The sequence below is a fragment of the Natronorubrum sulfidifaciens JCM 14089 genome (genome assembly GCF_000337735.1).
Taxonomy (GTDB): Archaea; Halobacteriota; Halobacteria; order Halobacteriales; family Natrialbaceae; genus Natronorubrum; species Natronorubrum sulfidifaciens.
The window spans coordinates 61,692-78,676 of record NZ_AOHX01000047.1; the positions used below are offsets into that span (position 1 = coordinate 61,692).

Here is a 16,985-nt window from a genome sequence, read left to right on the forward strand (position 1 = left end):
GTGTGCCCGACACGCGATAGACGATACACATGAAACGCGCACTCTCACTCGCACTGACGGTCGCACTGATCGGCAGCCTCGTCTTTATGGGGTTCGCTGGAACAGCTGCTGCAGACGCTACGATCGAGAACAACGCTGACGTCACGCAAGACACGAACGCGGAGACGGACCAGGACCAGGAGTCCGAACAGGACGCTGAACAAGACGCCAAAAACTACCAGAACCAAGACGCTGACCAGGCCAACACTGCGTGGTTAGGCGATAACATCGCACTGTCCGTCCACGGTGACGCAGAAGCGGAAAACGAGGTTGACCAAGAGAACGACCTCGACCAGCGACAGGACGCTGACATCGACCAGGACATCGACCAGGACAACGAGCAGGACCAAGACGCTGACACCGAAGCCGAAAGCGAGTTCGAGCAGGAGTTCGAACTGCAGGACTTCATCAACTTCGGCTTCTAACACCGCTGACGTAGCACTGCCGCAGCACCGATTTTCACCGCATATTTTGCGTCACTGACCTCGCGTTCAGCAGTGATACGGCTCGTTTCTCACCAGTGACGACGTTCGTTTCGACCTCGGCCGCCCCTCGCAGCGCCCTCGAGTCGTTGGTGATCACGAACTGAACGACAGCCTCGAGTTCGCTCGACTGATTGCAAGCCAGCAGCAGACGGCACTATCGCTGGTCGATCGAAGCGTCGGGAAAAATAAACGAGTCTCGTCCGAACTGATTCAGTGGCTCTGCCACCACTGGCAGTCACTGCACACCCCACAAGACGGCCCTGTGAAGGATGTGTGAGTCGTGTTAGTTGGTGTTCGCTTCAGCGGCTCAGTTCTGGCGGCGGAGTGCCAGCATGGCGGCGGCGAGCATCGCGACGAGGGCGACGCCGACACCGAAGCCTGGCAGTCCGTCTTCGTCTTCGTTATCCGAGGCGACGTTTTCTTGCTCAGAGTCCTGCTCCTGCTCGTTCGACGCGTCCTGCTCAGCGTCCTGTTCGGACTCCTGGCTCTGGTCCGTCTCCGAGTCCGTGTCCTGGTCGCCATCGCCGTCGTTCGAGACGCCGTCATCGTCTTCGGCGCCGTTGTCTCCGTTCGCGTCGTCTTTGTCGTCCTCCTTGTCGTCGTCTTTCTTGTCGTCGTAGTCTTTGTCAGCCTTCTTCTCGTAGTCCTTTCCGTCTTTCTTGTCGTCTTTCTTATCGTCGTAGTCCTTGTCGCCTTTCTTCTCGTAGTCCTTCTCGTCTTTCTTGTCGTCGTCCGTTTCGTCAGTTTCGTCGTCTTTCTTATCGTCGTCTTTCTCGTCAGTCTCGTCCGTCTCATCGCCGTCGTCCATACCGGGCGTCACGGTGGCCGAATCGGCGATCGTGACGAATCCGTCAGCCTCGTCGTAGTAGGCCTGAATCGGTTCGCCATCGAGGTAGACCGTTGCCGTAACGACGGTCTCCGTCTCGATCGTCGACGTATCGATACTGACGTCGTTGTTCACACCGGTCAGTCCGGTTGCGGTGCCGAGTTCGTTATCGTCCGCGTCGGTGAGGACGACGTCGAACTCGGTGTCGTCACCGTGTCCATCGAGCAGCGCGGCGACATCAACGTTCACCTGGTCGATCGGGTCATCCGCCGACTGGTCGCTCATCTCGATACCGGCACCGTACACCGTCGCGGTGGCGGATGCTTTGGTGTCAGATTTGCTGTCATCCGCGTAGACGGTTGCCGTGTACTGTCCCGGCTTCTCGCTTGGCACGTAGACCGCAGCGTTCGTAAGGTCTCCGTCGAGTTCGGTTTCGAACACGACCTCACCGCTTTCGTGTTCAATCTCGAGGTACTGTCCCTCGTGGGCGGTGACGGATTCGACGACGAAGGCCGTGTCACCGTCGTTCATCCCGAGAGCTTGGTCAGTAAACGTTACGTCTTCGTCACCGTGGTTTGCCGCCGCTGCGCCCGCAAACGCTGCGGACATGGCAATGACGGACAGCACCATCAGTCCGGCTAACAGTACTGCACGTCCTTTCTGGAGCGTCGTTGGATTGCTTGTCATGTGTTGTGTTGTTTTTGTGTTTCGCTCGGTTTGGTCTCGACCCGAGGGTTACTGTCGTGAGCTCGCTGGTCCCAGCCACGACGGTCCCCGTCGCGAACTGGCGTCGGATCGTTGGAGAGCGCGGACGTACCCGCACCTGCTCCCGTGACACTCACGAGAGCAGCAGTTTCTGTACGCCGCAACCGTTCGATTTCTCGGACCATCTGTCTCACTCACCCTTTCGGGGTGAAACAGGCTATTTCGATAGGTAACTTTAATATACACAGCAATGACTCGAGAAGAGAATGGTTATCGTTTCGAAGGAGTCGCCTACCGAGACCACGACCCGGACGGCGCTCACCGTTCGTGTCGGCGTCGCCGTTCGGCGGGAACGCGGCCTCGAGGTCGACGCCTGATCAGGGCGAACACTCCGCCGTATGCACTCCCATCCGTGCGAACCTCGTCTCCCGTGGCCGAAAACACGTGTTCGAAACCGGTCAGTAACGTCGGTCTTCTCCCATCACACTCGACTGTTGTGAACTGCACAACACCGGTCGCATGGGGAACGAGCCCACTACCGGGGGGCCGACAGTTCCGTTGACACTCACTCGAGAACGAGTCACAGAAAATCAGGACCGTCACTCGACGGTGACGCTCTTTGCGAGGTTCCGTGGTTTGTCGATCGATCGCTCGAGTCGGTTCGCGACCCAGTATGAGACGAGTTGTAACTGGATGTTCGAAAGGATCGGAGCGAACAGTTCGTGTGTGTCCGGAATCTCCAAGACGTGGTCGGCGTGGGACCCGAGCTGTGCCGGGACATCCGTGACCGCGACGATCGGTGCGCCACGGGATTCGACCTCCCGCACGTTCCCCAGCATCTTCTCGGCGGTCGAGTCCCCGGGAAGCATCGCGAAGACCGGTGTCCGGTCGGTGACCAGTGCCAGTGGCCCGTGTTTCAACTCACCGGCGGGGAACCCCTCGGCGTGTTTGTACGTGATCTCTTTCATCTTGAGTGCGCCCTCGAGTGCGACCGGTGCGTTGTAGCCACGGCCGATGAAGAAATAGGCGTCCGCGTCGACGTACTCGTCGGCGACCGCTGCTGCGTGCGACGTGTCGAGAATCGACTGGACCTGATCCGGGAGCGCGCGCAACGCCTCGATGAATCCACTCGAGGACGCCCCTGTGAGCGCCCGCGAGAGCATCGCCAGCGCGACTTGCTGTGAGGCGAACGTCTTCGTCGCAGCGACGCCGATCTCGGGACCGGCACGGATGTACATCACGTAATCCGTCTCGCGCGCTGCCGAACATCCAACCACGTTCGTCACCGAGAGCGTCTCGGCACCGATGCGGTTTGCGGCCCGAAGCGCACGCAGGGTGTCTGCCGTCTCCCCGCTCTGTGTGACGCCGACGACGAGCGTCGTCTCGTCGACCGGAATCGAGTCGACGTCGTACTCACTCGCGAGAAAAGTGTTCGTCCGTATCCCCTGTTCGCGAAACAGTCTGGCTCCATACAGTGCGGCGTGGTATGAGGTTCCACAGGCGACGAAGTGGACATGGGCCGGTCGCTCGAGTCCCTCGAGTTCGTCGATCTCGATCGACCCTTCCAGCTCGCGGGGTCGCCCGCGAAGACACTCGCGGAGAGCGTGTGGCTGTTCGTTGATCTCCTTGAGCATGTAGTGGTCGTACCCGCTTTTCCCTGCGTCTTCGATATCCCAGTCGACGGTCTCGACCGGCATGTCGACGAGATCACCCTGTTCATCGGAAATCTCGACGCCTGACGGGGTAATTGACACGAACTGCCCGTCTTCGAGATAGACGACGTCGTCCGTGTATTCGAGAAACGCCGGGACGTCACTCGCCAAGAAGTACCCGTCGTCCCCGACTCCGAGAACGAGCGGCGACTGGTTTCGTGTCGCCAAGACGGCGTCGTGACCGGAGACGACCGCCGACACTGCATAGCTCCCTTCGAGTTGCGAAATCGCCCGCCGGAACGCCGCTTCCGGCTCGTCGCCCTGCTCGAGCGCCGTCTCGATCAGATGCGGAATGACTTCGGTGTCGGTCTCGCTTTCGAACTCGTGGCCGTCGGCCTCGAGTGCGTCGCGGAGTTCCTGATCGTTCTCGACGATCCCGTTGTGGACGACGGCAACGCGGCCGTTACAGCTCGTGTGGGGATGGGCGTTCGTATCGGAGGGTGGGCCGTGCGTACTCCATCGCGTGTGCCCGATCCCCGCAGTGCCCTCGAGTGTGGTCGCCGGAAGCGTCTCCTCGAGTTCCGACAGTTCGCCCTCGCTTTTATACACCGAGACGGTGGCGTTGGCGATCGCGACGCCGGCCGAATCATAGCCTCGGTACTCGAGACTCGAGAGGCCGTTCAACAGGACTTCCGACAGCGCCTCGTCTCTCCGCGTTCCAGTGTAGCCGATGATTCCACACATCAGGATCGAACCTCCGTTCCCGCCTCGAGTGTTCCACGAACCGTCGTCCCTGCTTGGATCTCCGTGCGTGGGCCGACCAGTGTGCCGGGGACGTACGTGACGCCGCCGTGATCGTGGACGCGATCGGCTAACAACGCACCCAGCGTTTCGTTTTCGAAGACACGATCCGCGACACGAACGTCGCCGGGACCGCCGGGAATCGTCGACCCCTGACCGATTCTCACTCCCGTTCCGGTGACACACTCGGTCACCGTTGCGTTGGCTCCGATACGCGTATCGGTGTCGACGACGCTCCGTTCGACGACCGCGTTCGAGCCGACAGTAGTGTTCTCACCGAGACAGACGTTGGGGCCGACGACGGCACCCGGTTCGATAACGCAGTCCCGATCAACGATGACGGGTTCACGAATCACTGCAGATTCGTGAACCGTTGCCGTCTCGTGCACGTTCCTCGTCGACTGTCTATCGATGAGGCCGGTGTCGAACAGTTCGAACGAGACATCGAGAAGGTCCCACGGATACGTCGCGTCAACCCAGAAGCCCTCGGATATCGCACCACGAACAACGTCGCCCCACTCGATAAGTTTCGAGAGCCCATCGACCAGCAAGCGTTCACCAGCCCGCGGTTCTGCCGCTCGGATGGCGTCGAACGCCACCGGCTCGAGCACGTAGATGCCCGCGTTGAGGAGATACTCCCGGTCATCGGGCGGGTCTTCTACGATCGTCGTAACCCGGTCTTCATCTACCAGAACGCCACCGTAGCCATCGACGCTCGAGCGCTGCAACAATGCGACCGTTGCGGCGGTGTCGTGTGCCTCGAGTGTGTCGCGGATGATCCGGCTCGCAGCAATCTGATCGCCGTTGACCACGAGACACGTCCCGTCGACGGCTGCTTCGGCGGCGAGGACGGCATGGCCGGTACCGAGTTGCTTGTCTTGGGTGACGTACGTAAGCGGCACGTCCCGATAGGAGGGACCGAAATGCGATTGGATCCGTTCCCGTTTGTATCCGACTACCACGACGATCTCGGTAATCCCTGCGTCGATGAGTTGATCGAACACGTGCTCGAGGATCGGTTTTGCAGCCGCCGGAAGCATCGGTTTCGGCCTGTTTTTCGTCAACGGATGCAATCGGTTCCCCTCTCCAGCCGCTAAGACGATCGCAGTGGTGTCGTTGTCGTTCATATACTCGTCCTTCGATATCGAAGCGTCTTTTGACCCGTCGACCGTATTGTCAATTAAATAATAAATGTGTCGATTATATTCTCCACACTGCCACTGTGATCTGCTTTTTTAAACACTGAGAAACTCTCACTCGTTCCGAGACAGCAGTTGGGCAATAGCAGGACTCACGCGGTCGGGTCCACTATCCCTTGTTTCCGATTGTTCCAACTGAGTTATACTCTCGTTATCGTATTTTGTTTCTGAAAAATTCGACTGCCGGTCGCTTCCGAACGGACCCACCATCGACCCCGAGACATCAGGTCGCTTCGAGAGCGGAGATGGGATCGGGGCGTCCCCTCCACGGAAAACGTGTTTTGACGCCACTTCGCTGCCGAGCTATAGTAGCCACTGATCGTCAGCGTACACCAGATCGCACGACGGCTGCGCGATCTGTCTGTTCATCGGTCCTGTTGATACGATATCGCGTCCACAACGGACGCGATCGACCATCACTCGAGTTCAATCGCCCACTCGACCTGTTCGCTGTCGACTGCCACGTCGATGTAGCCGATCCCGTTGACGTGTACCGACGTTGCACCGCGGAACTCGCCGAGGGCGTGAAACACGAGTTCGCCGCCGTCCCACACATAGTCGCTTGCGTCCCCATCTTGTGGGATCACACGCACGCGAAAACTCCCGTCCCCCTCGTGTGCTCCGCCAACCAGTGTCGTGTCGTCGAACAGAATCGGTCCCAGCCAGCCCGGGCCGGAGTTCGTCACCGAAATCGGTGGCGTCTCCGCGTCGTCTTCGTCTACATCCGGCTGCGAAAGGTGCAACTCCCACTCCCCATCGGCATCGACGTAAATCGCGTACGTTCCCTCCTCGATGAACGTGCCGGTGGTGCCATCGAACGGTCCGAACTGCGTGAGCAACGACTGTGTTTGTCCACCGTCGCGGGAGACGGCTTGAACGAAGAACTCACCCTCGCCGTCGTGTGTCGCCTCGAGAACCGCTGGCCCGCTCTCGGTCTCGAACTCGTCGGTCACTGCAACGCCGTCGCCAGCGAACTCGAGCGATGCTGACGCTGCCCGGTCGTCGTCGACTTCGGTTTGGGCCTGGGCGAGGGCCGGTCGAGAGACACCACCCATCCCCACGAGTACAGGCCCGCTAGCCACAAGCAGAGTGCGTCGATACATGCCGCCTCCTGTGAGGATCGCGTATATAATTTATCGGGATCGAAACACGGTGGTAATCACGGATAACGCTGGATCTCCCGCTTGACACCAGCCGCGACCCACGGTGGACCAAGCGTTCTGAACGCCGCTTTGGTCACGTCTCGTGGTGTACTCGGCGATCAGAGGTCGCCGTCGACCCACACATGGACGTGATACGCTGCGTTCTCGGTTGATGGTTCGTCCGGAACGGCCCCGTCGAGATAGACCAGCCACACGATTCGGACAGGCACGTCGACAGCTGAGGGCTCAATCGTCTGCTCCTGTCGCCACGTTTCGCCGTGATTGAGTCGTGGTTCGAACCGCTCAATCTCCTGTTGATCGATGACCCGCAGCTCTCCATCAGTCGACTCGAGCGCCTGTTCGGCGACAACAACGGTGTAGTTCGTTGGTTCGTGCTCGTTGTTGTCGATTCCGATCACCAACTCCCCGCTCTCGCCCGCCTCGAGCGCAGTTGCATACCCGTCAGCAATCGGCTCGCCATCTGTGTCCTCGTTCAGCAGATACACTGCGGAAAACTGCTCCCCGTCGGCGGGTGTGGTCACCGAATAGCCAACGCCGCCAGCGGCGAGGACGAGTGCTGCGACGAGTAACACGGTGAGTGCGACCTCCGCCCTGTCAGCCGAATCGAAGAGTTCGGCCCGGACGGCTGCCAGCAGTCGGGGGCCGGTCGGCTGGTATCGCTCCGCCTCGGGCACACGAAGCCGTCGGATGAGCGCTGTCCCCGTCAGAAACACCGTGACCGTCACCGCGGTGAGGAGCACCGATTCTGTCCGAACCCCCCACGAAGTATAGTTCAACAGCAGGGCGAGCCCAGGGACGATTGCGACGCTTGAGCCAAACGAAAGCACGAGACGCTCGAGGCTATCGATCCGCTTTCGGAGTGGGGACGATGGCGTGTCCGGTTCGTCACTGGTCGCCGTGACGACTGAGCTGCCGGCTTCGGGAAACAGTGTCGCAACGAACACGTAGCCGGGAACGAAAAACACGAAGAAGAAACCGAGTGGAACACGAAGCGGCGAGAGGTAGTCGATCGGTGCAACGACAGCGACGGCAACGAGCCCCGTCACTGCAAGGACGACGGCGAGGTCGAGTGGAACACTGCGGAGGCGAGCGAACCGAGACGAGCGTTCTGCGAACATCAGGTCTCGTCCACGCGTTCGATCGGTAAAGTTGGCGGGCCATCGTTCATTGCCATTGTCGTGTTCACGTCATGCGCTCGGGCGTCCTCGAGCGACTGGTGGTCACACCGGTTTGTCGCCTGGCGACTACAGCACCGAACAATCGATCATTGACCGACAGTGGGCTGTTAAAACGCCTGCATCCAGTCGAATAATCTGATACTGTGTGCTGTTACGACCACGGGGTTCAAACTGCCGTTCAGCCTACCGCAGTGGCATGGACGAGCACAGTTGGTGGAATAGGGGTTTCGCTGCCGGCGAACGGTACTACAGCCATGACACGACAACTGCGCGACCAGTGTGTGAACCGCTACAGTTGTTCCCCTCCCACCGATGAATACGAACAATCTCAGTGGAGACGGTCGTTTCCAGGAGACGGATGACACAGCGGTCGGAATCGACGATATGGATCGCACCGAACTCGCGGCTCGCGCCGAACGGCTGGCTGAAGAAAACAGGCAGCTTCGCGACGCGAACGAGCGACTTCGTGCGACGCACACACACCGAACCTGGTACCGCCAGTCAGGACGGAGCTTACTGTTTCTCGGCACGCTCTCGGGACTGGGTGGGCTTGTTTTTCCCGAGACACGGGCACTCCTGTTTGCCATCGCCGCAACCGGACTGTTCGGTGGCGTACTGACGTACTCCCTCTCTCGCGACCGATTTCTCTCAGCGACAGTCTGTGAGGCGATCTATACTGCCGTTGCGGACACCAAGAGCACGCTCGCTGCCGAGCAGGACTTCAGTGGTGTTCCTCTCTACGTCCCGGACGATGACGGCGGTGCGTCCCTTTTTATTCCTGCGGGCTCCGAGTATGAGAATCCCGACCGAGACGACGATTCACCTGTTTCGACCGGTCTCGAGCACGGCATCACGCTCACTCCGACTGGGGCCGACCTCGTTCAGGAATTCGAACGAACCGTTCCCAACGCACTCTCGGACGCGCCGTCGACCCTCGCGACACGACTCGCGGACGCCGTCGTCGAACAGTTCGAACTCGCACGGCATGTTGAGCCGACCACGACAGTTCGCGATGGACGTGGTCGCATCGCCGTCGCAATCTCGGGCAGTGCACTCGGTGATGTTGACCGATTCGATCACCCGATCACCTCGTTTCTCGCTGTCGGTCTCGCTGCCGGACTCGAGCGCCCAGTCTCACTCGAGGTCAGCCCACACGCAGATACTGCGGACTGGCTTGCTGTCTATCGGTGGGAGCGCGCGGACGACACGCCGTAGCGTTCCGGCGATGACGACAGCAGTTCGTCTGCAACGAGCGCCACAGTGAGACGAGCAGTCGTATGACCACGGCGTCCGTCACCGGCGACTGTTTCGTGGGGAAACATCCCATAGACGGTGGGTAGGAGCCTGTTTCCCTGATTCAACAGAAATAGCCGTTTTTCGGACACAGGGGTGTGGAGGCGAGTATGCACGACCAGCGCGTCCTCGTGACAGGTGGGGCCGGTTTTATCGGATCGAACATCGCAAACGAACTCGCCACTGACAACGATGTCATCGCCCTCGACGACTGCTATTTGGGAACGCCTGAGCACCTGTCGCCTGCCGTGGAGTTCGTTGAGGCGAGCGTTCTCGAGTCGGATCTCCCGACGGACGTGGACGTCGTGTTTCACCTCGCAGCGCTGTCGTCGTATGCGATGCACGAAGAGGCAGTCTGTCGCGGTGTCCGGGTCAACGTCGAGGGGTTTACCAACGTCGTCGAACAGGCCCGTGCGGATGGTTGTGAGACGGTCATCTACGCCTCGACGTCATCGATCTACGGGAGTCGAACGGAACCGTCGCCTGAAGAGCTGTCACCGACGGCCAACACAGGGTACGAAGCGTCGAAACTTGCCCGAGAACGCTACGGAGAATACTTCTCGACACATTACGGGATGCAGGTCGCAGGAATGCGGTTTTTCTCGGTGTATCAGGGATATGGTGGCGCAGAAGACCACAAAGGGGAGTACGCGAATATCGTCGCACAGTTCGCCAACGATATCGCCCATGGGCGGTCGCCGAAACTGTACGGTGATGGGACCCAGTCTCGAGACTTTACGCACGTCGACGACATCATTCGTGGCCTCAAGCTCGCAGCAGACGCTCGTATCGACGGCGTCTACAACCTTGGGACAGGAGAGCAGTACGAGTTCAACACGGTCGTCGACCTGCTCAACGACGAACTCGGCACCGACGTCGAACCCACGTATGTCGAGAATCCGATCCCGGATGACGTCTACGTGCATGACACTGTCGCTGATCCCTCGAAAATGGAGGCTGAAACCGGGTGGGTACCCGAAATCGACCTTCGCGACGGTATCGAACGAGTGTGTGCACAGTACACCGATGACTTCTAACACCGACGCTCGTTAACACGAGTGGTGTGAGCAATCAGTCGTTATGTCGTGACGTCGACGGGTGCCGTGAGTAGAATCCGCCATGCGATGATGACTGCAAAGCCGAGCAGTCCAAACAGGACCGCCCACCAGAGTCGCCGTCGCCATGTTGGACGTGCGTGTGCAGGGGCTGTCAGCTCCATACAGAGCAGGAACCCGACGAGCGACGCTGTCACGAACATTTCGATGGAGAGGGCCTCGAGTGCCGAGAGCACAAAGGTTATCGCAAGCATCCAGAGGACCTGCCCATAGACGAGTCGCAGTCGACGTTCAGTGGCCATCGATCACCCCTCATTCCGAGGAGGATTGTAAAACCGTAGCACCGCCACAGCGTCGGTCCGAACGCATCGTCGTTGGGTGAACGGGCAGTGGCTGGTTTCCGACACAGCACTTCGGTTTTGTGGCGGTACGTGTTGGCGATCACCCTGGTAGAAACCACCGTTTACTGGGTAAAACAGTGTGGTCGACTCGTCTCGCCGTAATCCTCACTAACATATCATATCATAACTCTTAGAGAGTGGCTGTAACAGTATTAGCCCCTTTTGACCGAGACGCCGGTATACCGGTTGAGATGGCGGGACAATACACACCAGCAACACTCAACCAGACTACCTGTTCGAGTGATCAGTACAGGTGTTCCGAACCAGCCGCCGGCGTGTGTCCGGCCGAGGCTCTCGCGCGCTCCGTACCGAATGCGACTGTCGCGTTCGGGCAAGCTGCTGCAAGACACACGCCTGGAGGGCGCTCGAGCGTGGCCACAATCGCTCTGGGACGATGGGGGCAGTCCCGATGAAACGCACGAATTCTATCGATACCGACCGAACCACGCGCTTCAAAACGTCGATGCAGATCGCCTGTGTCGGGCTCGGATTCGTCGGTTACAACTCTGCCGTGGCGTTCAGCCGATCGTCGTATCCCGTGATCGGCGTCGACACTGATGCCGAACTGATCGAGTCCATCCGACACGGAGACGCGCCGTTCGAAACGACGGCGTTGGACGCACACATCGACGACGGGACCTGTGAAGTAACGACGACGATCTCGGACGCTTCCGATGCCGACGCATACATTATCAGTGTTCCCACACCGCTTTCGGACGACGACACACCCGATCTTTCGTACGTTCGAGCGGCCTCCCGTGACGTCTCGACCGTCCTCGAGAAAGACGATCTGGTCGTGGTTCAGAGTACCATCTACCCGGGATGTACGGAACACGACGTGATCCCCGAACTCGAGCGCTCGGGACTCGAGGCGGGCACCGACTTCGGGGTATCGCACGTTCCAGAGCGGTACAGTCCCGGAAATGACCGATCCGAGCGAGCGACGCGGATCATCGGATCGATCACCGACCTGTGGCGCGACGTCACCGCCGCGTTGTACGAGGATGTTGCCGACGACACGAAGCCGGTTTCGTCGCTCGAGGTCGCTGAGACGACAAAACTCGTCGAAAACATCCAACGTGACGTCAACATCGCACTGGTCAACGAACTCGCCACTGCGATGAACACGATCGGTATCGACGTCTCGGAGGTCCTCGATGCGGCAGCGACGAAGTGGAACTTCGATCGGTACGACCCGGGGCTCGGCGTGGGTGGACACTGTCTCCCAGTCGACCCGCACTACTTCTTGTCGGCTGTCGAAGATCAGGGCGAAACGCTGGGACTGGTCCCGGTTGCGCGTGATATCAACGATTCGATGCCGGCACGATATCTCGAGATGATCCGTCAGTTGCTCACCGCTGTCGGCAAACGCCCCACTTCCGCGATTGTTGCAGTGCTCGGCGTGACGTACAAGCCGAACGTCAGCGATCTTCGGAACAGTGCCGCTGTCGAACTCGTATCGCGCTTACAGGCTCAGAACATCACCGTTGAGGTGTACGATAGTCAGTACCCCGCTGATGAGGAGATCGAGGACAGTGGTATCACGAACGGATCGACACCGATAACGGCGGTGCGTAACGCGGACGTTCTCGTCGTTGGAACGCCACACGATTCGTTCCGGGAGTTCGACCCGGACGCGTTAGCCGTGGCGATGGCACCCAATCCGATTCTGATCGACCCACAACGGCTGTTCGATCCGGCAGCCGTCGCCGACAGCGACCTGCACCGACCGCTCGAACTCGAGACTGGCTGGGCCGGACGACAACGGCTCGGCGAACCCATGGGCGAGACGCCAGCTGATGGAACCGTCACCGACCGGAGGGAAAATCATGACTGACGACAAGCGGATACTGATCACTGGTGGGGCCGGCTTCATCGGCAGCCACGTTGCCCAACAGCTCGCCACGGAACACGATGTCACTGTGCTCGATAACTTCTCGGTCGGCAGCGAACGGCACCTCTCTTTCCTGCCATCCGACCGTCTCATCGATGCCGACGTTCGTGACGCCGCTACGGTTCGGGATGCGGTCGACGGACAGGACATCGTTATCCACATGGCGGCCATGATGGGCGTCCAGCGAACCCTGCAGAACCCTCTGGGAGTCTTGCAGGTAAACATCGACGGTACTCGGCATGTCCTCGAGGCAGCAGCCAACGCGGACGTCGATCGAGTGCTGTTTGCCTCGACATCCGAAGTGTACGGCGACGCCCCGGACGTTCCATATCACGAGGATGACCTGCTCGCCCCGGAGACGAACTACGCCGTCGCCAAACTGACCAGCGAACGATTCGTCCGCGCGTACGCCTCGAGCCACGACCTCGACTACACCATCGTTCGATACTTCAACGCGTACGGGCCAAGACAGGACAGTTCGCCGTACGGCTACGTCGTTCCGATTTTCATCGATCGGGCGCTCTCCGGCGAGCGGGTCGAAGTCCACGGCCACGGCCATCAGACGCGGGACTTCACGTTTATCGACGACGCCGTCGCGTGTACCATCGCTGCGCTTGGTCCCGACGGGCGAAACGAGACGTTCAATATCGGGACCGGACGCGAGACCAAGATTCGCTCGCTCGCGATGGCGGTTGCCGACGCGGTCGACGGGACGGAAGTCGTCCATGTCGAGCATCCTCGCCCGTACGTCATCGAGCAACGTTGTGCCGACGTTTCGAAGGCCGAGTCGAAGTTAGGCTACGAACCGGAGATGTCGATTCGAGACGGGATCGAGCGAACGATCGACTACTTCGACCGGCAAACACAGGAGTCCTCGAGGCCGTCCCAATGACGGAGACTGCAGCCGTCATCCCCGCGTACAACGAGCAAGCCCACATCCAGGACGTCCTCGAGCGGGTCGAAGCGACTGGACTCGTCGATCACACGATTGTCGTCGATGACTGCTCGACTGATCATACCGCCGCTCGCGTCGAAGCCACCGACGCGACACTGCTCTCGAACGAGCGAAACCGTGACTATGGCGGCGCGATAAAACGGGGATACGAACGCGCACTCGAGCTCGACGTCGACCTGATATTCCGCCTCGACGCCGACGGCCAACACGATCCGGCGGAACTTCGCCGGTTTCGTCGCGCCTTGCAGGTACCCGACTGTCAGTACGTACTCGGCAATCGGTTCGCGGACCCGTCGTTTCGGGAGACGATGCCGTTCGACCGACGGTTTGGCAATCGGGTCGTCGCCCTCGCGACGAGCGTTCGACTTGGCCACCGCGTCACCGACCCCCCATGTGGGTACCGAGCGATGGACGCGGCCGTGCTCGCGCAAACGCCGTACCAATCGTTCTCGGACGACTTCAGGATCGGTGTCGAAGAGATTCTGGCGTTCGACGCCCTTGGCGCTGGATTCGATGAAGTTCCCGTCTCGTGTATTTACGCGGACGAGGAGTCTCATCTGGGGTACTACGACGGACTCAAATTTCTGTACCCTAGCGTGACTTGGTGGAACCGACCCGGAGCGACCGCCGCACTGAAACAGCTCGTCCGACGATGATCGGCAGAGACACACCAGCGCACTCCCTGACGGGACAAACGATCACCATTACGGGCGGGGCCGGATTCATCGGGAGCCGACTCGCTGCGACCCTCGCTCCGGACAACGACGTCCGTATCCTAGACGATCTGTCGACGGGGACGGCTCGAAACGTTCCGGACGAGGCAACGCTCATCGAAGGTGACGTTCGAACGTCGACGACGGTCGGGAAGGCGCTCGATGGCGCGGACCTCGTCTTTCACGAAGCCGCGAATCCGAGCGTCAGCCGCTCGATCGACGCACCACTCGAGAGCCACTCGAGAAACGTCGAGGGAACGCTCACTGTGCTCGAGGCCGCGCGATCGGACGCCGCTCGGGTCGTTACGGCTTCGAGCACCGCCGTCTACGGCACACCGGAGACGGTACCGGTCGCCGAAGACGCCGATCTGAACCCGTCCTCACCGTACGGCCTCGAGAAACTGACTGCCGACCGGTATACGCAACTGTACAACGACCTGTACGACCTCCCGACCGTCTCGCTTCGGTACTTCAACGTTTACGGGCCGGGTCAGACCGGCGGCGACTACAGCGGCGTCATCTCGATTTTCCTCGAACAGGCCACTGCCGACGAGCCGATCACGGTCGACGGCGATGGACAACAGACGCGCGATTTCGTCCACGTCGACGATGTGATCCGGGCCAACATCGCGGCGGCGACGACCGAGGCAACTGGCGAAGCGTTCAACGTCGGCACGGGAACCAGTGTGACGATCACCGAACTCGCCGAGACAATCCGCGAACTGACCGACGCCGACTCCGAGATCGAGTACGTCGATAGCCGCCCGGGCGACATCAGACACAGCCGAGCGGATCTCTCCAAAGCGTCTCGCCTGCTCGATTACGCCCCCGAGATCGGTCTCGAGGATGGGTTACGAACCCTCCTCGAGTAGTCACGGAAATACGAGACTCGAGCGCCGCTACTCGGCGTCGGCAGGAACCGTTCGGGAGGACTGCGACGGCATGTCGAACTCCCCCTCGGTAGCGGTCTCGAGGACCGTCCCGAGTTTGCGAGCGATGACGGCGCGATCGTAGTGCTCGACGATGTGTTGCCGGCCGTTCGTGCCGAGTCGACCCCGTTCGGTTGGATCATCGAGGAGGCGCTCCATCGCCGCCGCGATCACGTCCGGGTCGGTGTCGACGACCATGCCGGCGTTGGATGCCTCGATCAGCGACTCGATTTCACCGATACCCGTCGCGATGACGGGAACCCCAGTTGCCATATACTCGAACGATTTCGTCGGGACGGCGTACGCCAACGCTTCGTCGGCTTTGATCGGTGCGAGACCGATCTCGGCGTCTTCGATGAAGCCAGGGACGGACTCCCGGGGAACTAATCCGACGAACTCGACAACGTCCTGTACCCCCTCCGTTTCGACGAGTCGCTCGAGCGCCGGCATTCTGTCGCCGTCGCCGACGATCCGGAGAACGACGTCATCCCGGTCGAGTCGGGCCATCGCCCGAATACACGACTCGAGGTCCTGTGCGTGACCGACGTTTCCGGTGTAGACGATGGTCTTTGGGTCTGGCGTTTCGGCATCAGTCGGCGTGTACCGATGGGCGTCGACGCCGTTCGGGATGTGGTGGACTTTCGTGTCGTCGATTCCGTACTGGGCGACCAGCCGCGAGCCGAGTACGGCCGTCGTGACGGTGATTCGGTCAGCTGCCTCGAGGAGATAGCGCTCGTATATTCTGCTGAGCTGTTCGAAGTAGCCGCCGGCCTCGATGAAGTCGAGTTCGACGGCGCTATCGATCCACAGATCACGGACGTCGACCACGAGCGGTTTTCGATCGAGCAGGGCAAACGGGAGTCCGGCGAGACCGACGAACACTGGCGGCGAGGTGAGCCAGATCACGTCGAACGATCGGTAGTTGAGCGTCAGCCACAGCAGGGCATGCAACGGAAAAATGACGTAGTACAACAGCCGACTAATGAGTCCCGGATCTTCCGTTGTTGGCTGCCATGTCCAGAGTCGATGGACGGTCATCCCGTCTCGCTCGTCGGTCCACGAGCGCCGCCACGTCCGGTCGAACGACCCGAACGGAAACGTCGGCGGCGGAGCGAGGACCGTCACCTCCCAGTCGTCGTCCGCGAGGTGTTTCGTGTTGTCGTGTATCCGTGACGCGTTTCCTAAGCTGTCCGGTGGGAAGTTCTGTGAGACGACTGCGACTCGTTTCATTGCTCTTTGGTCACACCCTGATTGGGTCGAGGTCGGCCGCTGCCCACTCGGCTTCGTCGAGCACTGCTCTGGTGTCGACGACGACGTTTCCGGCCATCTTCTGTGCGATACTCGCCGGGTCGAGCGACTCGTACTCCGAGTGGTCGGTCGTCACGACGATCGCATCGGCGTCGAGCACCGCGTCCTCGAGCGTCTCGAGCGCGAGCGTCTGATCCGTTACCTGCGGATCGTGCAACGACACCTGAATCGGGCTGTCACCGTCCGTCCGCGCTTCGACTGCTGGCTCGTGTAGCGCTCGATCCTGCAGTTCCTCGGCGAGGTGCAGCCCCGGGCTCATCCGTATATCGCTGACACCGCCTTTGTATGCGACACCCAGAATCGCGATTTTTCGTTCGGTGATCGATCCCAACGCTTCCTCGAGGAGATCCACAATGTACCCCGCCATGCCGTCGTTGACCTCCCTCGCG

Annotated in this window: 15 protein-coding genes; 7 read left to right on the forward strand and 8 right to left on the reverse strand. The window is 60.4% G+C overall.

Annotated features, from left to right (window positions below):
* Window positions 1-29 precede the first annotated feature (29 nt).
* Window positions 30-464 carry a hypothetical protein gene (locus C495_RS15770; RefSeq protein ID WP_008164690.1) on the forward strand — a complete coding sequence of 145 codons (435 nt, stop codon included), beginning with the start codon at window positions 30-32 and terminating at the stop codon, window positions 462-464.
* A gap of 367 nt (window positions 465-831) precedes the next feature.
* On the opposite strand, the gene C495_RS15775 is transcribed toward C495_RS15770, so the two are convergent.
* From C495_RS15775 to C495_RS15800, 5 genes are all read right to left on the reverse strand, one after another.
* Complete coding sequence (locus C495_RS15775; protein ID WP_049890384.1) at window positions 832-2,037, reverse strand: surface glycoprotein; 1,206 nt, start codon at window positions 2,035-2,037, stop codon at window positions 832-834.
* A 617-nt stretch (window positions 2,038-2,654) separates the two neighbouring features.
* The gene (gene glmS / locus C495_RS15785) at window positions 2,655-4,451 is read right to left on the reverse strand and encodes a glutamine--fructose-6-phosphate transaminase (isomerizing) (protein WP_008164693.1); all 1,797 of its coding nucleotides are present in this window, start codon (window positions 4,449-4,451) and stop codon (window positions 2,655-2,657) included.
* On the reverse strand, window positions 4,451-5,635 hold the full coding sequence (locus tag C495_RS15790; RefSeq protein WP_008164695.1) for a sugar phosphate nucleotidyltransferase: 1,185 nt from the start codon (window positions 5,633-5,635) through the stop codon (window positions 4,451-4,453). Before C495_RS15790 ends, glmS begins: the two co-directional genes overlap by 1 nt.
* Window positions 5,636-6,123: 488 nt before the next feature.
* Window positions 6,124-6,810 carry a hypothetical protein gene (locus tag C495_RS15795; protein ID WP_241430616.1) on the reverse strand — a complete coding sequence of 229 codons (687 nt, stop codon included), beginning with the start codon at window positions 6,808-6,810 and terminating at the stop codon, window positions 6,124-6,126.
* Window positions 6,811-6,968: 158 nt separating this feature from the next.
* Window positions 6,969-7,988 (reverse strand): DUF1616 domain-containing protein, encoded by a 1,020-nt coding sequence (locus tag C495_RS15800; RefSeq protein ID WP_008164698.1) that lies wholly within the window; start codon window positions 7,986-7,988, stop codon window positions 6,969-6,971.
* A gap of 444 nt (window positions 7,989-8,432) precedes the next feature.
* Here C495_RS15800 and C495_RS15805 point away from each other — a divergent pair, with 444 nt between their 5' ends.
* Both C495_RS15805 and C495_RS15810 read left to right on the forward strand, forming a co-directional pair.
* The gene (locus tag C495_RS15805) at window positions 8,433-9,263 is read left to right on the forward strand and encodes a hypothetical protein (protein ID WP_152418917.1); all 831 of its coding nucleotides are present in this window, start codon (window positions 8,433-8,435) and stop codon (window positions 9,261-9,263) included.
* Window positions 9,264-9,451: 188 nt separating this feature from the next.
* Window positions 9,452-10,378: an NAD-dependent epimerase/dehydratase family protein gene (locus C495_RS15810; RefSeq protein ID WP_008164703.1), complete on the forward strand. Its 927-nt coding sequence runs from the start codon at window positions 9,452-9,454 to the stop codon at window positions 10,376-10,378.
* Window positions 10,379-10,419: 41 nt separating this feature from the next.
* Here the strand turns inward: C495_RS15810 and C495_RS15815 are convergent, their stop codons facing one another.
* The gene (locus C495_RS15815; RefSeq protein WP_008164705.1) at window positions 10,420-10,698 is read right to left on the reverse strand and encodes a hypothetical protein; all 279 of its coding nucleotides are present in this window, start codon (window positions 10,696-10,698) and stop codon (window positions 10,420-10,422) included.
* A 508-nt stretch (window positions 10,699-11,206) separates the two neighbouring features.
* Between C495_RS15815 and C495_RS15820 the strand changes: the two genes are divergently transcribed.
* The 4 genes from C495_RS15820 to C495_RS15835 are packed head-to-tail and all read left to right on the forward strand — an operon-like array spanning window position 11,207 to window position 15,231.
* The gene (locus C495_RS15820; RefSeq protein ID WP_008164706.1) at window positions 11,207-12,634 is read left to right on the forward strand and encodes a nucleotide sugar dehydrogenase; all 1,428 of its coding nucleotides are present in this window, start codon (window positions 11,207-11,209) and stop codon (window positions 12,632-12,634) included.
* On the forward strand, window positions 12,627-13,583 hold the full coding sequence (locus C495_RS15825) for an NAD-dependent epimerase/dehydratase family protein (protein ID WP_008164709.1): 957 nt from the start codon (window positions 12,627-12,629) through the stop codon (window positions 13,581-13,583). Before C495_RS15820 ends, C495_RS15825 begins: the two co-directional genes overlap by 8 nt.
* Window positions 13,580-14,302 carry a glycosyltransferase family 2 protein gene (locus tag C495_RS15830; RefSeq protein WP_008164711.1) on the forward strand — a complete coding sequence of 241 codons (723 nt, stop codon included), beginning with the start codon at window positions 13,580-13,582 and terminating at the stop codon, window positions 14,300-14,302. Before C495_RS15825 ends, C495_RS15830 begins: the two co-directional genes overlap by 4 nt.
* Complete coding sequence (locus tag C495_RS15835) at window positions 14,299-15,231, forward strand: NAD-dependent epimerase/dehydratase family protein (RefSeq protein ID WP_008164712.1); 933 nt, start codon at window positions 14,299-14,301, stop codon at window positions 15,229-15,231. The genes C495_RS15830 and C495_RS15835 overlap by 4 nt, the downstream gene beginning before the upstream one ends.
* A 27-nt stretch (window positions 15,232-15,258) precedes the next feature.
* On the opposite strand, the gene C495_RS15840 is transcribed toward C495_RS15835, so the two are convergent.
* Together C495_RS15840 and C495_RS18635 are read right to left on the reverse strand one after the other, a co-directional pair.
* Window positions 15,259-16,518, reverse strand: coding sequence for a glycosyltransferase family 4 protein (locus C495_RS15840; RefSeq protein ID WP_008164714.1), 1,260 nt, complete (start codon window positions 16,516-16,518; stop codon window positions 15,259-15,261).
* Between the two features lie 10 nt (window positions 16,519-16,528).
* A complete protein-coding gene (locus C495_RS18635; RefSeq protein WP_241430617.1) occupies window positions 16,529-16,963 on the reverse strand; it encodes a UDP binding domain-containing protein in 435 nt (144 codons plus the stop codon).
* Window positions 16,964-16,985 lie beyond the last annotated feature (22 nt).